Here is an 18,174-nt window from a genome sequence, read left to right as displayed (position 1 = left end):
CACAAGGCGTCTTCAACATCTGTTCGAATGAGTTCGTGGATAGTCTACATGGCCATGAATATCCGCGATAGGCCTTGAGCCTCTGAGTTAGTGAATTTTGGATTCCTGCACAACCCGGATTCTGTACTGTACCAAGAGTCCGTATTGCCGGTACACCACGACGTAGGTGGGGTGTATCGGGGATGTAGAGATATGCTGTCCCCTCGAATAATCACCCGATACTGACAGAGAATCAGAGCGAATTGCCAGTGGTTGAAATCGTCGTAGATAGAGTTTTCAGCGCTGTTTGAGCCAGTATTCGGGTTCACGTCGACGTCTCGAAACGGGTGTCTGGCGAGCGTTTCACGACAGCACCACGGGCGATAGCTGGCTACACCCCTGTTCGAGCCTTATGTTGCGGATACACCCCATCGGTGTACTCGAAGCGAGGAGAGTGTAACCGTCTCGATCTGAAGTAGGGGTTGTGATCAAAGAGAGATTGCTCTGACTGCTCCTCCGGAGGCCCCTCTAAGAATTCGGCGACGATAGATTTCCGGCGAGTGATTTCATAGATTTTGCAGTTTTGACTATCACGGTGCTTGTGAGAGGGGAGAATCGAGACCGTCCACAGGCCCCCAGACCGGTTGACATCGACGCCATCGGCCAAGACTCGGGCGAGGAATGTCTACGTCGCGCGGTACACGTCGCCGCGGGGCTCGTAGATGTCGCCTTTCATCTTGAGCTTGTCAAGCTGGTCGTTGACCGTCTTCTCGTCCATGTTCAGCTCGCTGTTGGCGCGTTCGAGGACCTCCTCGTGGGGCGCGCCCTCCTCGTACTCTTCCTGCATGGTGCGGATGAGTTCGAGCAGGTTCTTGATGCGGTCGCGCTGGGTCTTCGACCGACCCGTCTCGACGATGTCGGCGTCGAACTCGCCGGTCTCGGGGTCCATGCCGATGTCGCGCAGACAGGACTCGACGATTCCCGTGACGCGCTCTGCGTCCTCGCGGGTCACCTTGTCCGAGAGGCGGACGCGGGCCGAGGCCTCGCCGAGGCGGACGAGCGCTTCGAGCTTCCGGGCGGTCACGGGGACGGGCGCGTCCTCGTCGGCACCGCGGGCGCGGAAGTCGACGTAGAAGTCGCGGATGACCTGCTTCGCCTCGTCGGTCATCGTCGGGTAGCAGGTGCGCTTCGCGTAGGCGATGTACTTGCGAAGCAGGTCCGCGTCGATGGTGGGCGCGACCTCGTCGGTGACGGCGTCGACCTGCTGTTCGGTAAACTCGGAGTTGGCGACGTTCGTCCGCTGGGTGTTCAGCTCGCCCGCGTAGTTGGTCTTGAGGATGTGGTCCGCGAGCTTCGAGTCCTCGTCGGGGTCGGGGTCGTCCGTGACCGTGAAGATGAGGTCGAACCGGGAGATGAGCGCGGGTTCGAGGTCTATCTGCTCGCCGATCGGCTCGTACTGGTCGAAGCGACCGTACTTCGGGTTCGCCGCGCCGAGGAGCGAACACCGCGACTTGAGCGTCGCGTTGATGCCGGCCTTGGAGACCGAAATCTGCTGTTGTTCGAGCCCCTCGTGCATCGCAGAGCGGTCCTCGGGCCGCATCTTGTCCAACTCGTCGACCGCCGCGATACCCTTGTCCGCGAGGACGAGCGCGCCGGCTTCGAGCGTCCACTGCTGGCCGTCGCCGAAGTCGTCGCGGACGGCCGCGGCGGTGAGACCCGCCGAGGACGAACCCTTGCCGGAGGTGTAGACCGACCGGGGCGCGATGTGGCGGATGTACGATAGCATCTGAGAGTTGTGCGAGACGAGCCCGTTGGAAACGTAGCTGTGGGTGCCTTCGACTTCGAGGTCGTACACCCACTCTTCGGCGGGTTCGACGCGCTCTATCGACTCGATGCACTCCCAAGCGACGTTGCCGTCGACGAGCGACCGGAGTTCAGAGACGCGGTCTACAACCGAGCGCCCCCCGTCAGCGACCGCTCGTGCCCCCTCGCCGTCTCGGCTCTGTAGTGCGTCTTCGAACGCCGAGACGACACGGGAGAGGCTTCCGCGACTCGGGGTTCGGTCGCCCCGTTCGTAGTGCTGGTACGTCGACCGCGGAAGCCCGCATTCGGCCTGCGTGAGCCCGAGTTCCTCGCGGAGTTCCCGAAGCTCTCCGCCGGCGGGAATCAAGTCGGTGTTCGTGTTCCCGTCCGTTCCCACGAATTCGGCGGTTGCGAGCGACTTCCGTTCGGTCACGAATCCGATTTCGTCGACGTACGTCTCGAAGTCGTCACCGCTGATTCGGAGCCGGTAGCTCCCGTTGTGTCGGGGGCGCAGTTGCGACCGGATGCCAGCGGTGAGCAGGAGCGTTCGAACGTCTTCGAGGAGTTCGCGGCTCATCGAGGCGACCGTTATCTCTCGTTGACTCGCCGAGACGTGGCCTTCGCCTTCGATGAGCGCGCGGAGGAACGCCCGCCCGGTGCCCGCGCTCGCAGACATGATCTGCTCCGGGATTCGTTGCTCGGCCGAGCCCGCCAAGAGCGTCGGGGAGAGGTTTTCGAGGAAGCTAACGAGCTCGCCGGACCCACAGATGACCTCACGCGCGCGCTTTCCTTCGTGCGAGGACCGCTCGAAGTGGTTGACGCCGAGGCGGTCGAACGCGTCTGCCACGTCGTCGAGCACTTCGCGGTCGTTGTTCGTGACGGAGACGAACCCGGTCGCATCGTCGCGCTGTTCGACGTACCCCTCAGCCACGATGTAGCCGATGAGCCGGGCGAGCCAAGGCTCCCACTCGTCTGGGAGTTCGAGTCGAATCGCGTTGTGAGACTTCGAGCGCCGGAAGTCGACGTCGAGTTCGTCCCGACCCGTCGCCGGAAGCGAGTTCGGTGCCGCGAGGAACGCTCCTTCGGTTAGGCCGTCCGCCCTGACCGCAGTCGTCACCCCGTCGGTGCGGGTGAACAACGGATGGGAGGGAGTGACCTCGATTTCGCGGCCGGTGTTCGTCCGGATACGGAGCATTCGGTCCGGAGCCTCTCGCTTCCAGACTTTCGTCGCCTGTCGCGGCGTGAGCGTTCCGTCGGGGCCGAGCGACGGGACGGTGAACTCCGCGGTGTCCCAGACGCCGTCGTCGATGGGTTTCGGGTCGTCGAGGTTCGATTCGACCAACTCTCGAATCGGCACGTCTCGCCCGTCGGCGAGCGTGACTCGCGTGTCTCCGTCGACACACTTCCCGGTACCCGGGTCCCCTATCAACAGCATGTGCAGGTCGCCACGAATCCGCGACCCGTCGGGCAGGTGTTTCGTGACGCCCGAGAACAGTTGGAGAATCATGGCCATCTTCTCTTGCTCGTAGCCGTAGATGGCGGGCGCGACGGACTCGACCATCTTCTCGTAGATGGCCGGGTCGTTCGAGAGTTCGACGATTTCGGCCACGTCCTCGTCGGATATCTCCATGTCCTCGAACTCCTCGTCTTCGATGGTGAGCGAGATGCCCTCCATGTAGTAGTCGAAGACGGGCGTCTTCTCGTTGCCCGAGGTCTGCTGTTCGATGTGGAGGACGCCGACGGCGGTGACGTGGTCGCCGGCGGTGACCTTGCCGGTCACGTCGTCAGAGAGGTTGATGTCGATCGACTGCGGCGTCTCGCCCCCGCGCAGGCCCTCGGGGGACTCCTGAACGCGCAGTTTCTGGGAGTCGACGAAGTTCGACTGGTCGAAGTCGATGCGGAACGGCCCCTGACGCTCGCATCCCTGACACTCGTGGGGTTCCTGAAAGCCGCCGTCGCCCTGCGGGATGTAGCTCATCGTCCCACAGCGCTGGCACTCGAAGGCGGCCTCCGTGATTTTCGGGCGCACGTCGGTCGCCTTGCGGACGATGCCCTGCACCGAGATGAGCGTCCCGATGTGGTCGTCGTTGACCCGGATGTTCCGGATATCGACCGCCTCGGGGAGGTTGCGCATCCGGACGTGCGCCTGCCCGAGCTTCACGTCCGCGGGGAGGTCGAACAGGCGCAGGGCCTCCTCCGCGTACTCCTGGAACTGGCCGGGCTTCGTGATGTAGTCGTCCGCGAGCTCCGCGTCGAACCGATAGAGGTCGTCGTAATCGATGTACAGCGACCGCTTTTCCTTCGGGTACTGCTGTGCGAGCGTCCCGATCTCCTCTCGGTAGTAGTTTCGGTAGAACTCGATGAACCGCTCCGTCAGGTCTCGGTTCTGGGGGGCCTGCGCCATCGCACAGGGGTATGTCCCCAAGTGGTTAAGAACCTTCGTCGTCTGACCGACCGCTACAGTGACACGTCGGTCTCGATGTCCTCTGTCGCCTCGCGGAGGCCGTCGCGTCGGGCGTCCTCGGCCATCCGGTTCGAGAGGTCGTCGTCGGTCAACAGCTCCGCGAAGTCGTCGCGGAAGCGGTAGTTGGCCCGACTCGAACGGATGTCCGCCTCGGCGACGGGGCGGCACTCGGCGACGACCTCGGCGGGCACGTCGAGCGCTTCGGCGATGGTCTCGTCGTCCGCGCCGTCGACGAGCAGGTTGTCGAATCGGTCGGCGTCGAACGGGAACTCGCGGTCGGCGTCGCGGACGAGGTGGAGGTCGAACCGGGCGGTGCGAACCGCCTCGGGCGACGCGTCGAGTTCGACCGCGAGGTCGGCGTCCGCGTCGCCGTCGAAGTAGCCGACGACGAGCGCGACGAGCGCGTCGTCGTCGAGGTCGGTGTCGAACGCGTAGCGCTCGCGCATCGTCGCCACGGTGTCGCGGACGCCCTCGCGGACCGCTTCGGGGTCGTCCACGTCGGCGAGCGACCCGCGCGACTCGGACTGCTGTTCGGTCACGGTGTCCGAGCCGGTCGCCTCGATGAAGATGTCGCGGAGTTCGGCGGTCTTCTCGTCCATACCCGGAGAATGGCACGCCCAGCGTCTTTAATGATGCTGACCCGAGAGCCGCCCGAGCGCCGGCGAGACGACTCGAATCGACCGACGAGGCCCGAACCGGCACTCCGGCCGCGAACTCCGTAAACCGATAAGTTAAACTGGGTTTACGAGACAGCGACGAGCATGGCAACCGAACGCGAGTCAGTCGAACTCGTCGGCGACGAACTCGTCGGCAACATCGCCCGCGCCGCCCTGTTCGCGGCGCTCATGGGCGCGAGCGGTTACGTCTCGTTCCCGAACCCCGTCTCGCCGATTCCGGTGACGATGCAGGTGCTCGTCGTCTTCCTCGCGGGCATCTTCCTCGGTCCCGTCTGGGGCGGCGGCTCCATCGCGCTCTACCTCGTCGCGGGCGGCCTCGGCGCGCCGGTGTTCGCCGGCGGCTCCGCCGGGCTCGCACCCCTCGTCGGACCGACCGCCGGCTACCTCTGGTCGTACCCCGTCGCCGCGGCCGTCGTCGGCCTCGTCGTCCACGGCGGCATCAGCGTCGGCGACCACCGCGTGCGCACCGCCCGACTCGTCGGCGCGATGGTCGCGGGCACCGTCGTCGTCTACGCCTTCGGGACGGTCGGCTTCGCGTACGTCAATCGCGTCGGCCTCGAATCCGCGTTCTGGACGGCCTCCGCCGCGTTCATCCCCGCCGAGGCGTTCAAAATCGCCGCCGCGGTCGGCATCGTCCGCTCCGACGCCATCGCCGCCCAGTAGATGATTCGCGTCGAGGGACTCGTCCACCGGTACGGCGACACCGTCGCGGTCGACGGCGTCGACCTCGCCATCGACGACGGCGAGTGCGTCATCGTCGCGGGCGCGAACGGCTCCGGCAAGACCACGCTCGTCCGCCACTTCAACGGCCTGCTCGACCCCGACGAGGGGACGGTCTCGGTCAACGGACGGAGCGTCGCCGACGACCTCGTCGCCGCCCGGACCGCGGTGGCGATGGTGTTCCAGCGCCCCGAGGACCAACTCGTCGCCGCGACAATCGGCGCTGACGTGGCGTTCGGCCCGGAGAACCTCGGCCTCGACCGCGACGAAATCGACCGCCGCGTCAGCGAGTCGCTGGGCGCGGTCAACCTCGACGGCCGGGAAGACGAGCGCGTCGACGCCCTCTCCGGCGGCGAGGTCGAGCGACTCGCCATCGCCGGCGCGCTGGCGATGCGACCCGACCATCTCGTCTTGGACGAACCGTTCACCGGCCTCGACGAACCCGCGCGGCGCTCCGTGCTCGCGCGCCTCCGGGACCTCCGCGCCGAGGGGACGAGCCTCGTCGTCGTCACCCACGACCTGCGCGACGTGGCCGAACTGGCCGACCGCGTGGTCGTCCTCGCCGACGGCGACGTCGCCCTCGACGCCGCGCCCGACGAGGCCGCAGACCGCCTCCCCGACCTCGACGTTCGCCCGCCGTGTTGACCTACGAACCGGGCGACAGCCTCGCCCACCGACTCGACCCGCGGACCAAGCTCGCGGTGCAGGTCGCCTTCGCGGCGGCCGGCTTCGCACATACGACGCCCGCCGGGCTCGTCGCCCTCGGCGTCGTCGCCGCGGGCTGTCTCCGCGCCGCCGACGCGTCGCCGGTGGCGGCTCTCCGCGACCTCCGCTATGCGATTCCGTTCCTCGCGCTCGGCCCGGTCGTCGAGGCCGCCCGCCTCGGCGCGCCGTGGTTCGACCCCGAGGCGGCCGTCGAGCCGGCGCTCGCCAGCGTCCGCGTGCTCTTGGTCTTCTTCGTCGCGGCCGCGTACGTCAGGACGACGCCCGTGCGCGAGTCCCGCGCGGCGATTCAGCGGCTCGTGCCGGGTCGCTTCGGCGTCGCGCTCGGCGTCGGCGTCGCCCTCGTCTTCCGGTTTCTCCCCCTCGTCCGCCGCGACCTGCTTCGCGTCCGCGAGGCGCAGGCGGCCCGCCTCGGGAGCGAGCGGCGGCTGGACGAACGGCTCTCGCTCGTCGCCGCCGGCGGCCTCCGACGGTCGTTCGCGCGGGCCGACGCGCTCGCGCTCGCCCTCCGCGCGCGGTGTTTCGCGTGGAACCCGACGCTCCCCGAGATTCGGTTCGGTCGGCGCGACGCGCCCGGACTCGTCCTCGCCGCCGCGCTCCTCGCCAGCCTCGCGTTCTGAGGTCGCCGGGGCGCTCGTAATCCGCCGACCGACACGCCTCGGGTGGCAAGATTTAACCCGCCGTTCTCCGGTGATTGATTATGGACTTTGCGGCACAGGCGGATGTTACGCGGGAGACGTTCTGGACGATTAGTCCGGTCGGCGAGGCGCTCTTCTACGGTCTGGCCGTCATCGCGTCGCTCGTCTTCCTCTACGGGGTGTACGAGCGGTTCGCGCGATACGCGCGGGGCGGCGAAGACCCGTTCGACCGGCTGTCCGACCTCCCGGGACGGACGGTTCGGGCCGCGAAAGTGGTGTTTTCCAACGAAAAGCAGTTCAAACGCGACCGGTTCGCCGGCGTGATGCACGCGTTTATCATGTGGGGCTTCCTGACGCTCCTCATCGGGACGACCATCCTCGCCATCGACATCGACGTGTGGCGGCGGGTGACGGGCAGTTCCTTCTTCGTCGGCGACTTCTACCTCTCGTACTCGTTCGTCATGGACCTCATGGGTCTCGCGTTCGTCGTCGGCGTCGGCATGGCGCTGTGGCGGCGCTACGGGGTCCGACACCCGCGGCTGTGGGGCAAACACACCGGCTTCGAGGACGCCGCGTTCGTCTGGACGCTGTTTTTCCTCGGCGTCGGCGGCTACGTCCTCGAAGGCGTCCGCATCGTCGGCACCGACTTCCCCGACTTCGAGACGGTGAGCTTCGTCGGCTACTTCGTCGCCGTCGTGTTCGAGACCGCGGGCATGGGACAGGGCCTCGCGCAGACGCTCTACTGGTTCGGCTGGTGGTCCCACGCGCTCCTCGCCTTGGCGTTCGTCGCCGCCGTCCCCTACGCCAAGCCCCTGCACATGCTCACCTCCTTCGCCAACGTCGTCACCGCAGACGAGAAGGCCGGAAAGCGCCTCCCGGCGGTGCCCGCGGACACGCCGCCGGACGAAATCGGCTACGTCTCCGAAGACGACTTCTCGTGGAAGGCGATGCTCGACATGGACGCCTGCACGAAGTGCGGCCGCTGTACCGACGCCTGCCCGGCGAAGGCCTCCGGCCGCAACCTCGACCCGCGGGACGTGATTCTCGACCTGAAGACCTACCGCGAGTCGGTCGACGCCGGCGGCGACTCCGTCGACATCGTCGCCGACGGCGGCACCTCCGTCGTCGACGCCGAGTCGATGGAGTCCTGCATGGCCTGCATGGCCTGCATGGACGCCTGCCCGGTCGATATCGAACACCTCACGCACTTCACCGAGATGAACCGCCGGCTCACCGAGACGGGCCAACAGCAAGAGCCGGTGCAGGAGGCGATGATGAACATCTTCCAGAACGGCAACGCCTTCGGCGATCCCCAGCGCAAGCGGCCCGACTGGACCGACGACCTCGGCTTCGAGGTGCCCGACGCCCGCGACGAATCGGTCGAGTTCCTCTGGTACGTCGGCGACTACCCCTCCTACGACGAGCGCAACCGCGCCGTCGCCCGCTCTTTGGCCCGCATCTTCGAGGAAGCCGGCGTCTCCTACGGCATCCTCTACGAGGACGAAGGGCACGACGGCAACGACGTGCGCCGCGTCGGCGAGGAGGGACTCTACGAGATGCTCGTCGAGGACAACGCCGCCGCGATGGCCGACTGCGAGTTCGACAAAATCGTCTGCACCGACCCGCACTCGTACAACACGTTCAAAAACGAGTACCCGGAGATGGACGACTCGTTCGACTACCCGGTGTACCACTACACCCAACTGGTCGAGCGCCTCGTCGGCGACGACCGCCTCGGTCTCGCGGGCGACGAACTCGCCGCCCAGACGGTGACGTACCACGACCCGTGTCACCTCGGCCGCTACAACGGCGAGTACGAAGCGCCCCGCGAGGTCATCCGCGCGACCGGCGTCGAACTCGCCGAGATGCCGCGCAACCGCGACCAGTCGTTCTGTTGCGGCGGCGGCGGCGGCGGCCTCTGGATGGACCACGAAGAGGAGTCGAAGCCGTCCGAAGAGCGCCTGCGCGAGGCGCTGGACGACACGACCGGCGGCGTCGAGCGGTTCGTCGTCGCCTGCCCGATGTGCGCGACGATGTACGAAGACGGCCGCAAGACCGGCGACTACGAAGAGGACATCGACGTCGTTGACATCGCCGAACTCGTCGTTGAGGCGCTCGACGCGAAGACCGCCGCGGCGACGGAAGCGGGCACGGATACGACGCCCGCGTCGGCCGACTGAGTCGGCGGCGCGGCTATTTTACTGTAGGTCCAACCGCTCGATGGACTCGCGGATGACGTCCGCCGACTCCCGGAGCGCCGCCGTCTCGTCCGCCGAGAGGTCGAACTCGTGGACGTCGCGGACGCCGCCTTGGTTGACGGTACACGGGAGGCTCATGTAGACGTCGTCGATGCCGTGTTCGCCCGAGACGAGCGTCGAGACGGTGAGGATGGAGTTGTCGTCGCCGAGGATGCGTTCCGTGGTCGCGGCCACCGAGCGCGCGACGCCGTAGTTCGTCCGCTCCTTGCGTTCGATAATCTCGTAGGCGGCCTCGCGCACCTCCTCTTCGACGCGGGCTTTGAGCGCGTCGACGTCGTCGACGCCGTGGCTGGTGGCGTACGACACGAACGGGATGCCGCCGAGGTTCGCCGAACTCCAGACGAGCACCTCGCTGTCGCCGTGCTCGCCGACGACGTAGGCGTGGACGTTCGCCGGGTCGAGGTCGAACTCGCGGCTGAGCGAATGGCGGAACCGCGACGTGTCGAGGACGGTTCCCGAGCCGATGACGCGCTCGGCCGGCAGGTCCGACACCTTCCACGTGACGTACGACAGCACGTCGACGGGGTTGGTGACGATGAGCATCACGGCGTCGTCGTTCAGCCCCTCGGTAATCTGCGGAATCATGTCTGCGAAGATGTCGGCGTTCCGCTCCATCAGGTCGAGGCGAGTCTCGTCCGGTTTCTGGCTGGCGCCGGCGGTGACGATGACCACGTCGGCGTCCCAGCAGTCCTCGTAGTCGCCCGTCCGCACGCGGACCGGCGACGTGAAGTACGACCCGTGGTTGAGGTCCATCGCCTCGCCTTCGACGCGCTCTTCGGCGATATCGACGAGGATGATTTCGCCCACGAGACTGCTCTCCATCAGCGCGAACGCCGTGCTCGACCCGACTGCGCCGGCGCCGCCGACCACCGCGACCGTACCCTTGCCGCGTTCAGTGCTCATACCGGTCGTTCGAGCGACGAATTGATAAAAACAAACCCCTATTTCGAAGAACTGGGAGTACTATTTTTGTAATAGATGATAGTTTGTTAGATACGGATCTATCATGACATATTCGTTGAAAAAGTGAAAAATCGTTGGGGTCACCAACGGGCGAGGACGACAGCGAGCGGCGGGTCGCTCGTCGGTGACGACGGCGTCTGCGGCGTCGGGGGCTGGTAGGCTTATTCGCGGTCGTACTCTTTCTTGAAGCCGCGGAACTCGGTCCGGTGGGCCTCCTCGTCGGCGAGGATGGTCACGGCGAGGTCCTCGGTGACGGGGTCGTTGGCCTCCTCCGCCGCGTCGATGAGCGCGCGGTAGGTCTCGATGGCGTCCTCCTCGGCCGTGAGGACGCCGTTGATGACGGCGAGCACGTCCGTGCTGTCCTCCGGCGGCTGGAGGTCGTGCTGGCGTGCCTCGAAGGACGCGGAGCCCGGCGGTTTCTCGTCGAGTTGCTTCAGTCGGTTCCCGAGTTGCTCCGCGTGGGTGAGTTCCTCTTGGATGTCGGTCTGGAGGGACTGCTTTATCTCCTCGGCCCGGACGCCGTCGAGGACGATAGAGTTCGTCATGTAGTTCATCACCGTCTCGATCTCGTCCTGATAGGCGCGCTTCAACAGCGCGGTTACGTCCTCGGACATAGCGACTTCGTATTGACGCTCTGGCAACAAATAGCTGTTCGCCGCGGCGAGTCGGGCGGGCGGTCGACCCGTCGGCGTCGGCGAAAGTCGGCGTGTGAGGCGGGTCGGCGGCGCGGGAGTTCAGTCTTCGAGCGCGACGAGTTCGACGACGTAGCCGTCGGGGTCCTTCACGAACGCCGCGCGGGCGTTCGCCGGGTCGATGTCGACCGGCGGCTTGACGACCTCCGGGGACTGCGCCTCGACGATGTCCTCGAACGCGCGGTCGGCGTCGGCGACCTCGACCGCGACGTGATCGATACCGGCGGGTTCGACGCGCGCCGCCGAGGTCGGGTCGTACTTGAACTGCAGTTCCATGTCGGTGTCGTCGCTACCGACGTAGACGTTCCGGACGCCGTCGAGTTCGAACTCGTTGGTCCGTTCGAGACCGAGGTCGGCGTAGAAGTCGAGCGTGGCGTCGATGTCCGAGACGACGAGGGCGGTGTGGATGAGACCCATGGCCGACGCGACGCGGCGCGGAGAGATAACGTCTGGTCTTCGTGTCAGGCCTGCCGCGAGGCGTCCACGTCGATGGCGTCGACGGGACAGATGTCGACACAAAGCATACAGTCGATACACTGGTCTTCGTTGGTCGGTTCGACCTTCTTCTCGCTCACCGGATGGTCCGGCGTGTCGACCCACGTGAACACGTCGACGGGGCAGTTTTCGAGACACGCGCCGTCCGCGAGACAGATGTCGTAGTCGACGGCGACGTGGGTGCCGTGGATGCCGAGTTTCTCCGGCGGTTCGACGGGTCCCCAGACGGCGACGCCGTTTTCCTCGCCCGCTCGCTCCCGGTTCTGGTCGAAGTTCGAGTCGATAGCCATCGCCGGGCGTTGGCCGCACCGGGTACTAAAACGTCCGCATCGGCGACGCGAGAAGTCGGGGACGGAATCGGGGTCGAGGCGGGAACGGAGGCAGGGTCGTGGGGGGCGGGGCGAGGCCGGTCACCGAGAGGCGACCGGGACGCGTCGGCGACGGGCCCGAAGAAGCCGGCCGCTCGGGAACTTCGGCGGCGAAAGGAAACCAGCGGGCGAACGTCGGTCGGGCGACTAAACCCGCGCGGCCTCGATGTGTTCGAGGACGCGCGAGATGTGGTGGTCGTCCCGGGCGGGCGCCTGTGTCCGATACGTACGGAGGGCATCTACGAGATAGTCGAGTTCGGCGCTGTCGAAATCTTCGTCGCCGGCCTCGACCCGCGCGAGCAGGCCGGGGGCCGGCGTCGGCTCTTCGTCTGCATCGACCGCCCGCTCGATGGCGTCGAGCAACGCGGCGTGGACGACCCACGTCTCTTCGCGAGAGAGGTCGAGCGCCGTCGGACGGTCCTGGGCCGATGTGGTCATTGTGGGGCCTCTATCGTAACCTATGGGCGGGGAGGCATAAATGTATGTGTACTGTTGTCATGCGTCACGCACGACCGCGAACGCCCCGGGGGCGTCCGCTCCCGAGTCCTACTCGAATGCTTCGATTCCCGTCAGGTCAGCGCCGAGGACGAGCGTGTGGATGTCGTCGGTCCCCTCGTAGGTGTAGACGGTCTCGATGTTCTCCATGTGGCGCATCGGCGAGTAGTCCGTCGTGATGCCGTTGCCGCCGAGCATCTCGCGGGCGGTTCGGGTCACCTCGCGGGCGACGCGGACGTTGTGGCGCTTCGCCATCGACACCTGCTGGTGTCGCAGGTCGCCGCGCTCTTTGAGGTCGGCGAGGCGGTGAGCCATCAACTGCGCGTTCGTGATTTGGGTCGCCATCTCCGCGAGCTTGCCCTGCTGGAGTTGGAAGCGCGCGATGGGGCCGCCGAACTGGTCGCGGTCCTTCGCGTACTGGCGGGCGTCCTCGAAGGCGTCGCGGGCCGCGCCGACGACGCCCCACGCGATGCCGAACCGCGCCTGCGTGAGACACGAAAGCGGCCCCTTCATCCCCTCGACGCCGGGAAGCACGTCCGCCTCGGGGACCCGCACGTCGTCGAGGCCGATTTCGCCCGTGACCGACGCGCGCATCGAGAGCTTGTCCTCGATTTTGTTCGTCGTCACCCCGTCGCGGTCGGTCTCGACGAGGAACCCGCGGACCGGCGACCCCTCCGCCGACACGTCGCGCGCCCAGACGACCGCCACGTCGGCGATGGGCGAGTTCGTAATCCACGTCTTCGAGCCGTTGAGGACGTAGCTGTCGGCGTCGCGTTCCGCGCGGGTCTCCATCCCCGACGGGTCGGAACCGTGTTGCGGTTCGGTCAGGCCGAAACAGCCGACCGCCTCGCCCGACCCGAGCTTCGGGAGCCACCGCTGTTTCTGCTCGTCGGAGCCGTAGGCGTGGATGGGGTAGATGACGAGCGACCCCTGCACGCTCGCCATCGACCGGAGGCCGGAGTCGCCGGCCTCGAGTTCCTGCATCAGGAGGCCGTAGGCGCGCTCGCCGAGACCGGGGAGGCCGTAGCCGTCGAGGTTGGGCGCGTAGAAGCCGAGTTCGCCCATCTTCGGGATGAGGTCGGTCGGGAACGTCCCGGCCTCGTAGTGCTCGCCGATGTCGGGTTTGACCTGCTCGTCGACGAAGCGCCGGGCCTCGTCGCGGACGAGTTTCTCTTCGCCGGTCAGGTCGCCCTCCAATTCCAGATAATCGAGCATGATGGTTTCTGCGCTCGGCGCGGTGAAAAGCGATTCGCTCGGTCGAGGTTCGCGGAGACGGACGGTCGAAAAGCCGGAGACGGAAACGGGGCGGTCCTGATTCAGAGACGGCTCCGAACCGCGGGACGGCAGTCGAGCCGTCAGGCCGCCGATTCGACCGCGCCCGCGTTCGCCCGGTTCACGTAGCCGACGAAGTTGTCGAACAGGCGCTTTGCCTCGCAGGCGGCGGCGTAGTTCTCCGGCGTGATGCCGTCGACGACCGACTGAATCCGCTCGTCGGGGAGGAAGTCCTTCTGCCGGGCGATGGTCTCGGCGGTGTCGGTGTCGTACTCGGGGTGGAACTGGACCCCGAAGGCGTGGTTCCGGCGGAACGCGTGGACGCCGAACTCGTTTTCGGCGAGGAGGTCCGCGCCCGACGGGAGTTCGGTCACCCGGTCGCCGTGGGAGGTGAAGACGGTGAATCGCTCGTCGAGACCGGCGAGGATGTCGGCGTCGTCGTCGAGGGGGGTGCGCTCGATTTCGTTGTAGCCGAGTTCGAACTCGCCCATGTCCTCGACGGTGCCGCCGAGGGCCGCCGCGACGACCTGATGGCCGAAACAGACGCCCAAGAGGGGGACGCCGCGCTCGTCGGCGTCGGCGACCCACGACACGAGGTTTCGAATCCACGGCTCGTCCCAGTAGACCGACGACGACGAGCCGCTGATAACGACGCCGTCGTAGTCGAAGTGGTCTGGGAGACGGCCGTCGGTAACGTCGAACTCGACGAGGTCGGCGTCGAGTTCGCGCCTGAAGTTTCGTGACGTGCTCGAATCGCCGTGGGAGGCGTCCAAGAACGCGAGTCGCGGGCGAGTCATCGTGGAGAGACAATCGGCGGGGCTCTAAAGAAGTTGCGCCCGGACCGCTCACTGCCGGCATCTGCGAGCGCGACGGCGGCGGCGAACACGGGGTGAACGCGGGGCGAACGCGCCGGAGCGACGCTCAGTCGTCGCCGACCGATTCGAGAAAGGAGACGAGCGCGTCGTTGACGAGCCGCGACCGCTCGACGGTGACGAGGTGCCGCGCGCCCGCGAACGACTCGAACTCGCCGCGCGGGAGTCCCTCGGCCAGCGCGCGGCCGCCATCGACCGGCCAGACCGGGTCGTCGTCGCCGTGGAGCACGAGCGTCGGAACCGTCACCTCGTACAGCGGGCCGGCGTCGTAGTCGGCGACGGCGGCGGCCTGCGCGGCCCACGCCTCCGGGTCGGCGTCCTCGCGTCCGCGCCACGAGACGAGTTGGTCGACCACCTCGGGCTGTTCCGCGCGGAACGCCTCGGAGAGCGCCGGCGCGAGCGACTCGCGGAGCGCGGCCGGGTCGTCGGGCGCGGCAGAGAGCGGTTCGGGGTCGATGCCCTCCCCGGAGGCGGCGGTGCCGACGAGCGTGAGGCTCCGGGCGCGGTTCGTCGTCCGCGCGGCCTCCAGCGCGACCAGTCCGCCGAGACCGAACCCGACGAGGTGGGCTTTCCGGACGTTCGCGTCCGCGAGGACGGCCACGAGGTCGGAGACCAGCGTCTCGACCGAGTACGGTCCCGCGGGAGCGTCGGAGCGGCCGGCCCCGCGGAGGTCGGTCACGAGGCTCTCGTAGGGGCCGGCGACGGCGGCGTGTTGCCAGCCCCACTGCCACGCGCCGTAGCCCGCGTCGCCGACGAAGGCGACCGTCTCGCCGTCGCCCTCGCTGTCGTAGTACAGTTCGACCCCGTCCGCGACTGCCGTGGGCATACCGGAGGCTCGGCGGGCGAGCGACTTAGGGCGTCCGTCTCGGCGACGAAAAAGCGAATGCGAACGCGAAAACGAACACGAAAGCGAACCGCGAACGCGGGTCGGTGCGCGACCGACTCAGGCGTTCAGGACCGTCCGGAGCACGTCGGGGGCCTCGTCGAGCGCGTCGTCGAGCGCGTCCACGTCGGGGCCGCCGCCCTGCGCGAAGTCCGCGGGGCCGCCGCCGCCGCCGCCGACCTTGCCGGCGAGTTCGCCGACGACCTGCCCGGCGTTGATGCCCACGTCGTCGGGGACGCCGACGACGAACTGGGCGCTCCCGCCCGCGGCGGAGCCGAGGACGGCGACCTTGCCCTCCTCGACCAGCGCGTTGGCGGTCGCGCGAAGCTCGTCGGCGTCGCCGTCGAGGCGCTGGACGACGACGGGCGTGCCGTCGATGTCGATTTCGTCCGCGCCGGCCGCGGCGCGCGCCTCGGCGAGCTCCGTCTTCAGGCGGTCGATGGTCTTGCCGCGCTCTTTCCACTCGGTGAAGAAGCGCTCGGCCGTCTCGGGCACGTCCGTGGGGTTCACGTCGAGCACGTCGGCCGCGCCGTACAGCGCGTCCTCGGTGCGCTGGGTTGCCTCGATGGCCGCGTCGCCCGCCGCGAAGACGACGCGCTCGACGCCGTCCTGAACCGGCTCCGTCGTCAGCACCTTGATGGCCCCGATGTCACCGGTGCGCTTGACGTGGGTGCCGCCGCAGGCCTGCACGTCGGTGCCGACGTGAATGAGGCGAATCTGCTCGCCCGGGGGGATGCCGCCCTGATAGAGGTCGAAGCCGTACTTCTTCTCGGCGTCGCGGCGGTCCGGCCACTCCTGTTTGACCGGGATGTTCCGCATCACGATTTCGTTGGCGACGCGCTCTATCTGCTTTACCTCCTCGCGGGTGATGCGCTCGTAGTGGGTCACGTCGAGCCGCGAGCGGTCGACGCCCTTCGACGCGCCGGCCTGCCGGATGTGGTCGCCGAGGACCGTCCGGATGGCGTGGCCGATGACGTGGGTCGCCGTGTGGTGGCGCATGAGCCGACGGCGGCGCTCGGCGTCGAGCTGGCCGCGGACGAACTCGCCCTTGCCGGGGTCCTCGTCGGTGCGGTGGAGCACCACGTCGCCCACGATCTGCACGTCGGTCACCTCGACGGTCGTGTCGTCGGTGGCGAGCGAGCCGTGGTCGGCGGGCTGGCCGCCGCCTTCGGGGTAGAACATCGTCTGGTCGAGGACCACGTCGTAGCCCTCCTCGCGCTCGAACACGTCGAGGACGACGGCCTCGAACTCGGTGCGCTCCTGGTCGTCGTAGTAGAGCTTGTCCGTCGCCGGCAGGTCGCCGAGGCGGTCGTCGCGCTCCTCGGCCTCGTCCTCGCCGTCGACCTGCTCGTGGCGGTCGGCGACGAGCGAGTAGAAGTCGTCGGGGATGTCGACGGTCGCGCCGCGCTCCTCGGCGATTTCCTGCACCATGTCGGGCTGGATGCCGTGGGAGTCGTACAGCTCGATGAGTTCGTCGACCGGGATGGGTTCGTCCTTGTCGGCGTAGTCGTCGGCGAGCTGTTGGACCTTGCGGGAGCCGCGTTCGAGCGTCTTTCTGTACTTGCGCTCCTCACTGCGGACGATGTCGCGGATGGTGTCGCGGTTCTGGTAGTCCAGCCGCTCGGCCTGCATGTCCACGAGCTCGTCGAGCGGGGCGTCGACGCCGAGGTTGTCCACGAGGCGTTTCGTGCGCCGGAGGACCATGCGGGCGAGGTAGCCCGTCCCGACGTTCGAGGGGACGATGCCGTCGCCGAACATGTACGCGAGCGTGCGGCAGTGGTCCGCGATGGCGTAGATGTCTTCGAGCGGGCGGAGCAACGCGGTGAGTTCGGCCTCGTCGACGCCGAGTTCGCCTGCGACGCCGGCGCGCGCGGTGGCGAGGTCGTCGATTTCGTCGATGTCGAGGTGGCCCGAGAGCTTCGCCGCGCGGTGGATGAGTTCCTCCTCCTCGTCGGTGTGCTCGATGCCGACGTTGTCCTTCAGGAACTCTATCATGTCGGGGTAGACGGCCTCGTACACCGTCGGCGTCCCCTGCGACACCCACGTCCACCGTTCGAGCCCGTAGCCGGTGTCGACGATGTAGGTGTCCATCGGCGAGTAGGTGTTGCCGTCCTTGAGTTCGTACTCGCCGTCGGGGTCCTGCTTCATCGACATGAAGACGAGGGTGGCGAGTTCAGCGCCGCGGTAGAGGACTTCGAAGGCGGGACCGGCGTTGCCGCCGCCGACCCACGGGTCCTCGATGTAGGTGATTTCGGAGATGTCCGCGCCGAGCGACTCGAAGAACTCGTCGCAGAGGCGGACCGTCTCGTCTTTCCAGTAGACCTCGCCCTCGTAGGCGTACTTGTCGCCGGCCTCCTCGCGGGCGTTGAACGCGTGGTGGGCCATCATCTCGAACGCCATCGTGTGGCGGCCGGTCTTGCCCACGTTGTCGATGTCCTGCATCCGGATACAGGGCTGGGAGACGGTCAGCGGGTTGGCCGGCGGCGGCGTCTCGCCGGACGTGACGAGCGGCTGGAAGTCATAGATAGAAGCCTGCGTCAAGAGCACGTCGTCGCGCCAGCGGTTCGCGGCGACCGGGTAGGGGTCGATGCGCTCGTGGTCGTGGTCCTCGAAAAACGAGAGGAACTTCTCGCGCATCTCCTCGAGGGTGTACTCCTCGTCGAAGCCGGGGTTGTCGATGAAGGTGTAGTCGTCGGCCGGCGGTTCGCCGCATGTCTCGCGGTCGGGGTCTCGTGTCCAGAAGTGGACGCCCGTCACGGGGCATTGCTTCCGGTAGAAGCCCTCCTCCTCGAAGTAGTCGAGGCGGTACTCCGCTTCGAGTTCGCTCATTGCCAAACTCTGGTCTACCGTCGGGTAAAACAGTTCCGGGAAA

At 67.2% G+C, this 18,174-nt stretch carries 15 protein-coding genes; 4 read left to right on the top strand and 11 right to left on the bottom strand.

The window, feature by feature from the left end; all coding sequences use genetic code 11:
• Positions 1 to 664 precede the first annotated feature (664 nt).
• Both C438_RS08580 and C438_RS08575 read right to left on the bottom strand, forming a co-directional pair.
• Positions 665 to 4,186 carry an LAGLIDADG family homing endonuclease gene (locus tag C438_RS08580; RefSeq protein ID WP_004968966.1) on the bottom strand — a complete coding sequence of 1,174 codons (3,522 nt, stop codon included), beginning with the start codon at positions 4,184 to 4,186 and terminating at the stop codon, positions 665 to 667.
• A 53-nt stretch (positions 4,187 to 4,239) separates the two neighbouring features.
• The gene (locus C438_RS08575) at positions 4,240 to 4,845 is read right to left on the bottom strand and encodes a hypothetical protein (RefSeq protein ID WP_004968965.1); all 606 of its coding nucleotides are present in this window, start codon (positions 4,843 to 4,845) and stop codon (positions 4,240 to 4,242) included.
• A gap of 162 nt (positions 4,846 to 5,007) precedes the next feature.
• Here C438_RS08575 and C438_RS08570 point away from each other — a divergent pair, with 162 nt between their 5' ends.
• The 4 genes from C438_RS08570 (at position 5,008) to C438_RS08555 (ending at position 9,184) form a co-directional block, all read left to right on the top strand.
• Entirely contained in the window at positions 5,008 to 5,586 is a 579-nt protein-coding gene (locus C438_RS08570; RefSeq protein ID WP_004968964.1) for a biotin transporter BioY, read from the top strand.
• Positions 5,587 to 6,288: an energy-coupling factor ABC transporter ATP-binding protein gene (locus tag C438_RS08565; RefSeq protein ID WP_004968963.1), complete on the top strand. Its 702-nt coding sequence runs from the start codon at positions 5,587 to 5,589 to the stop codon at positions 6,286 to 6,288.
• A complete protein-coding gene (locus C438_RS08560) occupies positions 6,282 to 6,986 on the top strand; it encodes an energy-coupling factor transporter transmembrane component T family protein (RefSeq protein WP_004968962.1) in 705 nt (234 codons plus the stop codon). The genes C438_RS08565 and C438_RS08560 overlap by 7 nt, the downstream gene beginning before the upstream one ends.
• 80 nt (positions 6,987 to 7,066) lie before the next feature.
• Complete coding sequence (locus C438_RS08555) at positions 7,067 to 9,184, top strand: (Fe-S)-binding protein (RefSeq protein ID WP_004968961.1); 2,118 nt, start codon at positions 7,067 to 7,069, stop codon at positions 9,182 to 9,184.
• Positions 9,185 to 9,202: 18 nt separating this feature from the next.
• On the opposite strand, the gene C438_RS08550 is transcribed toward C438_RS08555, so the two are convergent.
• The 9 genes from C438_RS08550 to alaS form a co-directional block, all read right to left on the bottom strand.
• Positions 9,203 to 10,165: an L-lactate dehydrogenase gene (locus C438_RS08550; RefSeq protein WP_004968960.1), complete on the bottom strand. Its 963-nt coding sequence runs from the start codon at positions 10,163 to 10,165 to the stop codon at positions 9,203 to 9,205.
• 221 nt (positions 10,166 to 10,386) lie between these two features.
• Positions 10,387 to 10,839, bottom strand: a complete 453-nt coding sequence (locus C438_RS08545) for a ferritin-like domain-containing protein (protein ID WP_004968959.1) — start codon at positions 10,837 to 10,839, stop codon at positions 10,387 to 10,389.
• A gap of 120 nt (positions 10,840 to 10,959) precedes the next feature.
• The gene (locus C438_RS08540; RefSeq protein WP_004065539.1) at positions 10,960 to 11,334 is read right to left on the bottom strand and encodes a VOC family protein; all 375 of its coding nucleotides are present in this window, start codon (positions 11,332 to 11,334) and stop codon (positions 10,960 to 10,962) included.
• A gap of 44 nt (positions 11,335 to 11,378) precedes the next feature.
• Complete coding sequence (locus C438_RS08535; protein ID WP_004045325.1) at positions 11,379 to 11,702, bottom strand: 4Fe-4S dicluster domain-containing protein; 324 nt, start codon at positions 11,700 to 11,702, stop codon at positions 11,379 to 11,381.
• Between the two features lie 225 nt (positions 11,703 to 11,927).
• The gene (locus tag C438_RS08530; protein WP_004968958.1) at positions 11,928 to 12,218 is read right to left on the bottom strand and encodes a DUF7853 family protein; all 291 of its coding nucleotides are present in this window, start codon (positions 12,216 to 12,218) and stop codon (positions 11,928 to 11,930) included.
• Between the two features lie 108 nt (positions 12,219 to 12,326).
• Complete coding sequence (locus C438_RS08525; protein WP_004968957.1) at positions 12,327 to 13,490, bottom strand: acyl-CoA dehydrogenase family protein; 1,164 nt, start codon at positions 13,488 to 13,490, stop codon at positions 12,327 to 12,329.
• Positions 13,491 to 13,630: 140 nt separating this feature from the next.
• Entirely contained in the window at positions 13,631 to 14,344 is a 714-nt protein-coding gene (locus C438_RS08520) for a type 1 glutamine amidotransferase (RefSeq protein WP_004968956.1), read from the bottom strand.
• 124 nt (positions 14,345 to 14,468) lie between these two features.
• Positions 14,469 to 15,245: an alpha/beta fold hydrolase gene (locus tag C438_RS08515; protein ID WP_004968955.1), complete on the bottom strand. Its 777-nt coding sequence runs from the start codon at positions 15,243 to 15,245 to the stop codon at positions 14,469 to 14,471.
• A gap of 117 nt (positions 15,246 to 15,362) precedes the next feature.
• Positions 15,363 to 18,131, bottom strand: a complete 2,769-nt coding sequence (alaS, locus tag C438_RS08510) for an alanine--tRNA ligase (protein WP_004968954.1) — start codon at positions 18,129 to 18,131, stop codon at positions 15,363 to 15,365.
• Positions 18,132 to 18,174 lie beyond the last annotated feature (43 nt).

It is taken from the genome of Haloferax denitrificans ATCC 35960, from assembly GCF_000337795.1.
GTDB lineage: Archaea > Halobacteriota > Halobacteria > Halobacteriales > Haloferacaceae > Haloferax > Haloferax denitrificans.
Note: the sequence above shows the minus strand (reverse complement) of the source record. Positions and strands in the feature narration are given on the sequence as shown.

What these genes read in the sequence shown, in the direction of transcription:
- C438_RS08580 (WP_004968966.1), bottom strand. Translation starts at nt 4,186, where the DNA reads ATGGCGCAGGCCCCCCAGAACCGAGACCTGACGGAGCGGTTCATCGAG.
- C438_RS08575 (WP_004968965.1), bottom strand. Translation starts at nt 4,845, where the DNA reads ATGGACGAGAAGACCGCCGAACTCCGCGACATCTTCATCGAGGCGACC.
- C438_RS08570 (WP_004968964.1), top strand. Translation starts at nt 5,008, where the DNA reads ATGGCAACCGAACGCGAGTCAGTCGAACTCGTCGGCGACGAACTCGTC.
- C438_RS08565 (WP_004968963.1), top strand. Translation starts at nt 5,587, where the DNA reads ATGATTCGCGTCGAGGGACTCGTCCACCGGTACGGCGACACCGTCGCG.
- C438_RS08555 (WP_004968961.1), top strand. Translation starts at nt 7,067, where the DNA reads ATGGACTTTGCGGCACAGGCGGATGTTACGCGGGAGACGTTCTGGACG.
- C438_RS08550 (WP_004968960.1), bottom strand. Translation starts at nt 10,165, where the DNA reads ATGAGCACTGAACGCGGCAAGGGTACGGTCGCGGTGGTCGGCGGCGCC.
- C438_RS08545 (WP_004968959.1), bottom strand. Translation starts at nt 10,839, where the DNA reads ATGTCCGAGGACGTAACCGCGCTGTTGAAGCGCGCCTATCAGGACGAG.
- C438_RS08540 (WP_004065539.1), bottom strand. Translation starts at nt 11,334, where the DNA reads ATGGGTCTCATCCACACCGCCCTCGTCGTCTCGGACATCGACGCCACG.
- C438_RS08535 (WP_004045325.1), bottom strand. Translation starts at nt 11,702, where the DNA reads ATGGCTATCGACTCGAACTTCGACCAGAACCGGGAGCGAGCGGGCGAG.
- C438_RS08530 (WP_004968958.1), bottom strand. Translation starts at nt 12,218, where the DNA reads ATGACCACATCGGCCCAGGACCGTCCGACGGCGCTCGACCTCTCTCGC.
- C438_RS08525 (WP_004968957.1), bottom strand. Translation starts at nt 13,490, where the DNA reads ATGCTCGATTATCTGGAATTGGAGGGCGACCTGACCGGCGAAGAGAAA.
- C438_RS08520 (WP_004968956.1), bottom strand. Translation starts at nt 14,344, where the DNA reads ATGACTCGCCCGCGACTCGCGTTCTTGGACGCCTCCCACGGCGATTCG.
- C438_RS08515 (WP_004968955.1), bottom strand. Translation starts at nt 15,245, where the DNA reads ATGCCCACGGCAGTCGCGGACGGGGTCGAACTGTACTACGACAGCGAG.
- alaS (WP_004968954.1), bottom strand. Translation starts at nt 18,131, where the DNA reads ATGAGCGAACTCGAAGCGGAGTACCGCCTCGACTACTTCGAGGAGGAG.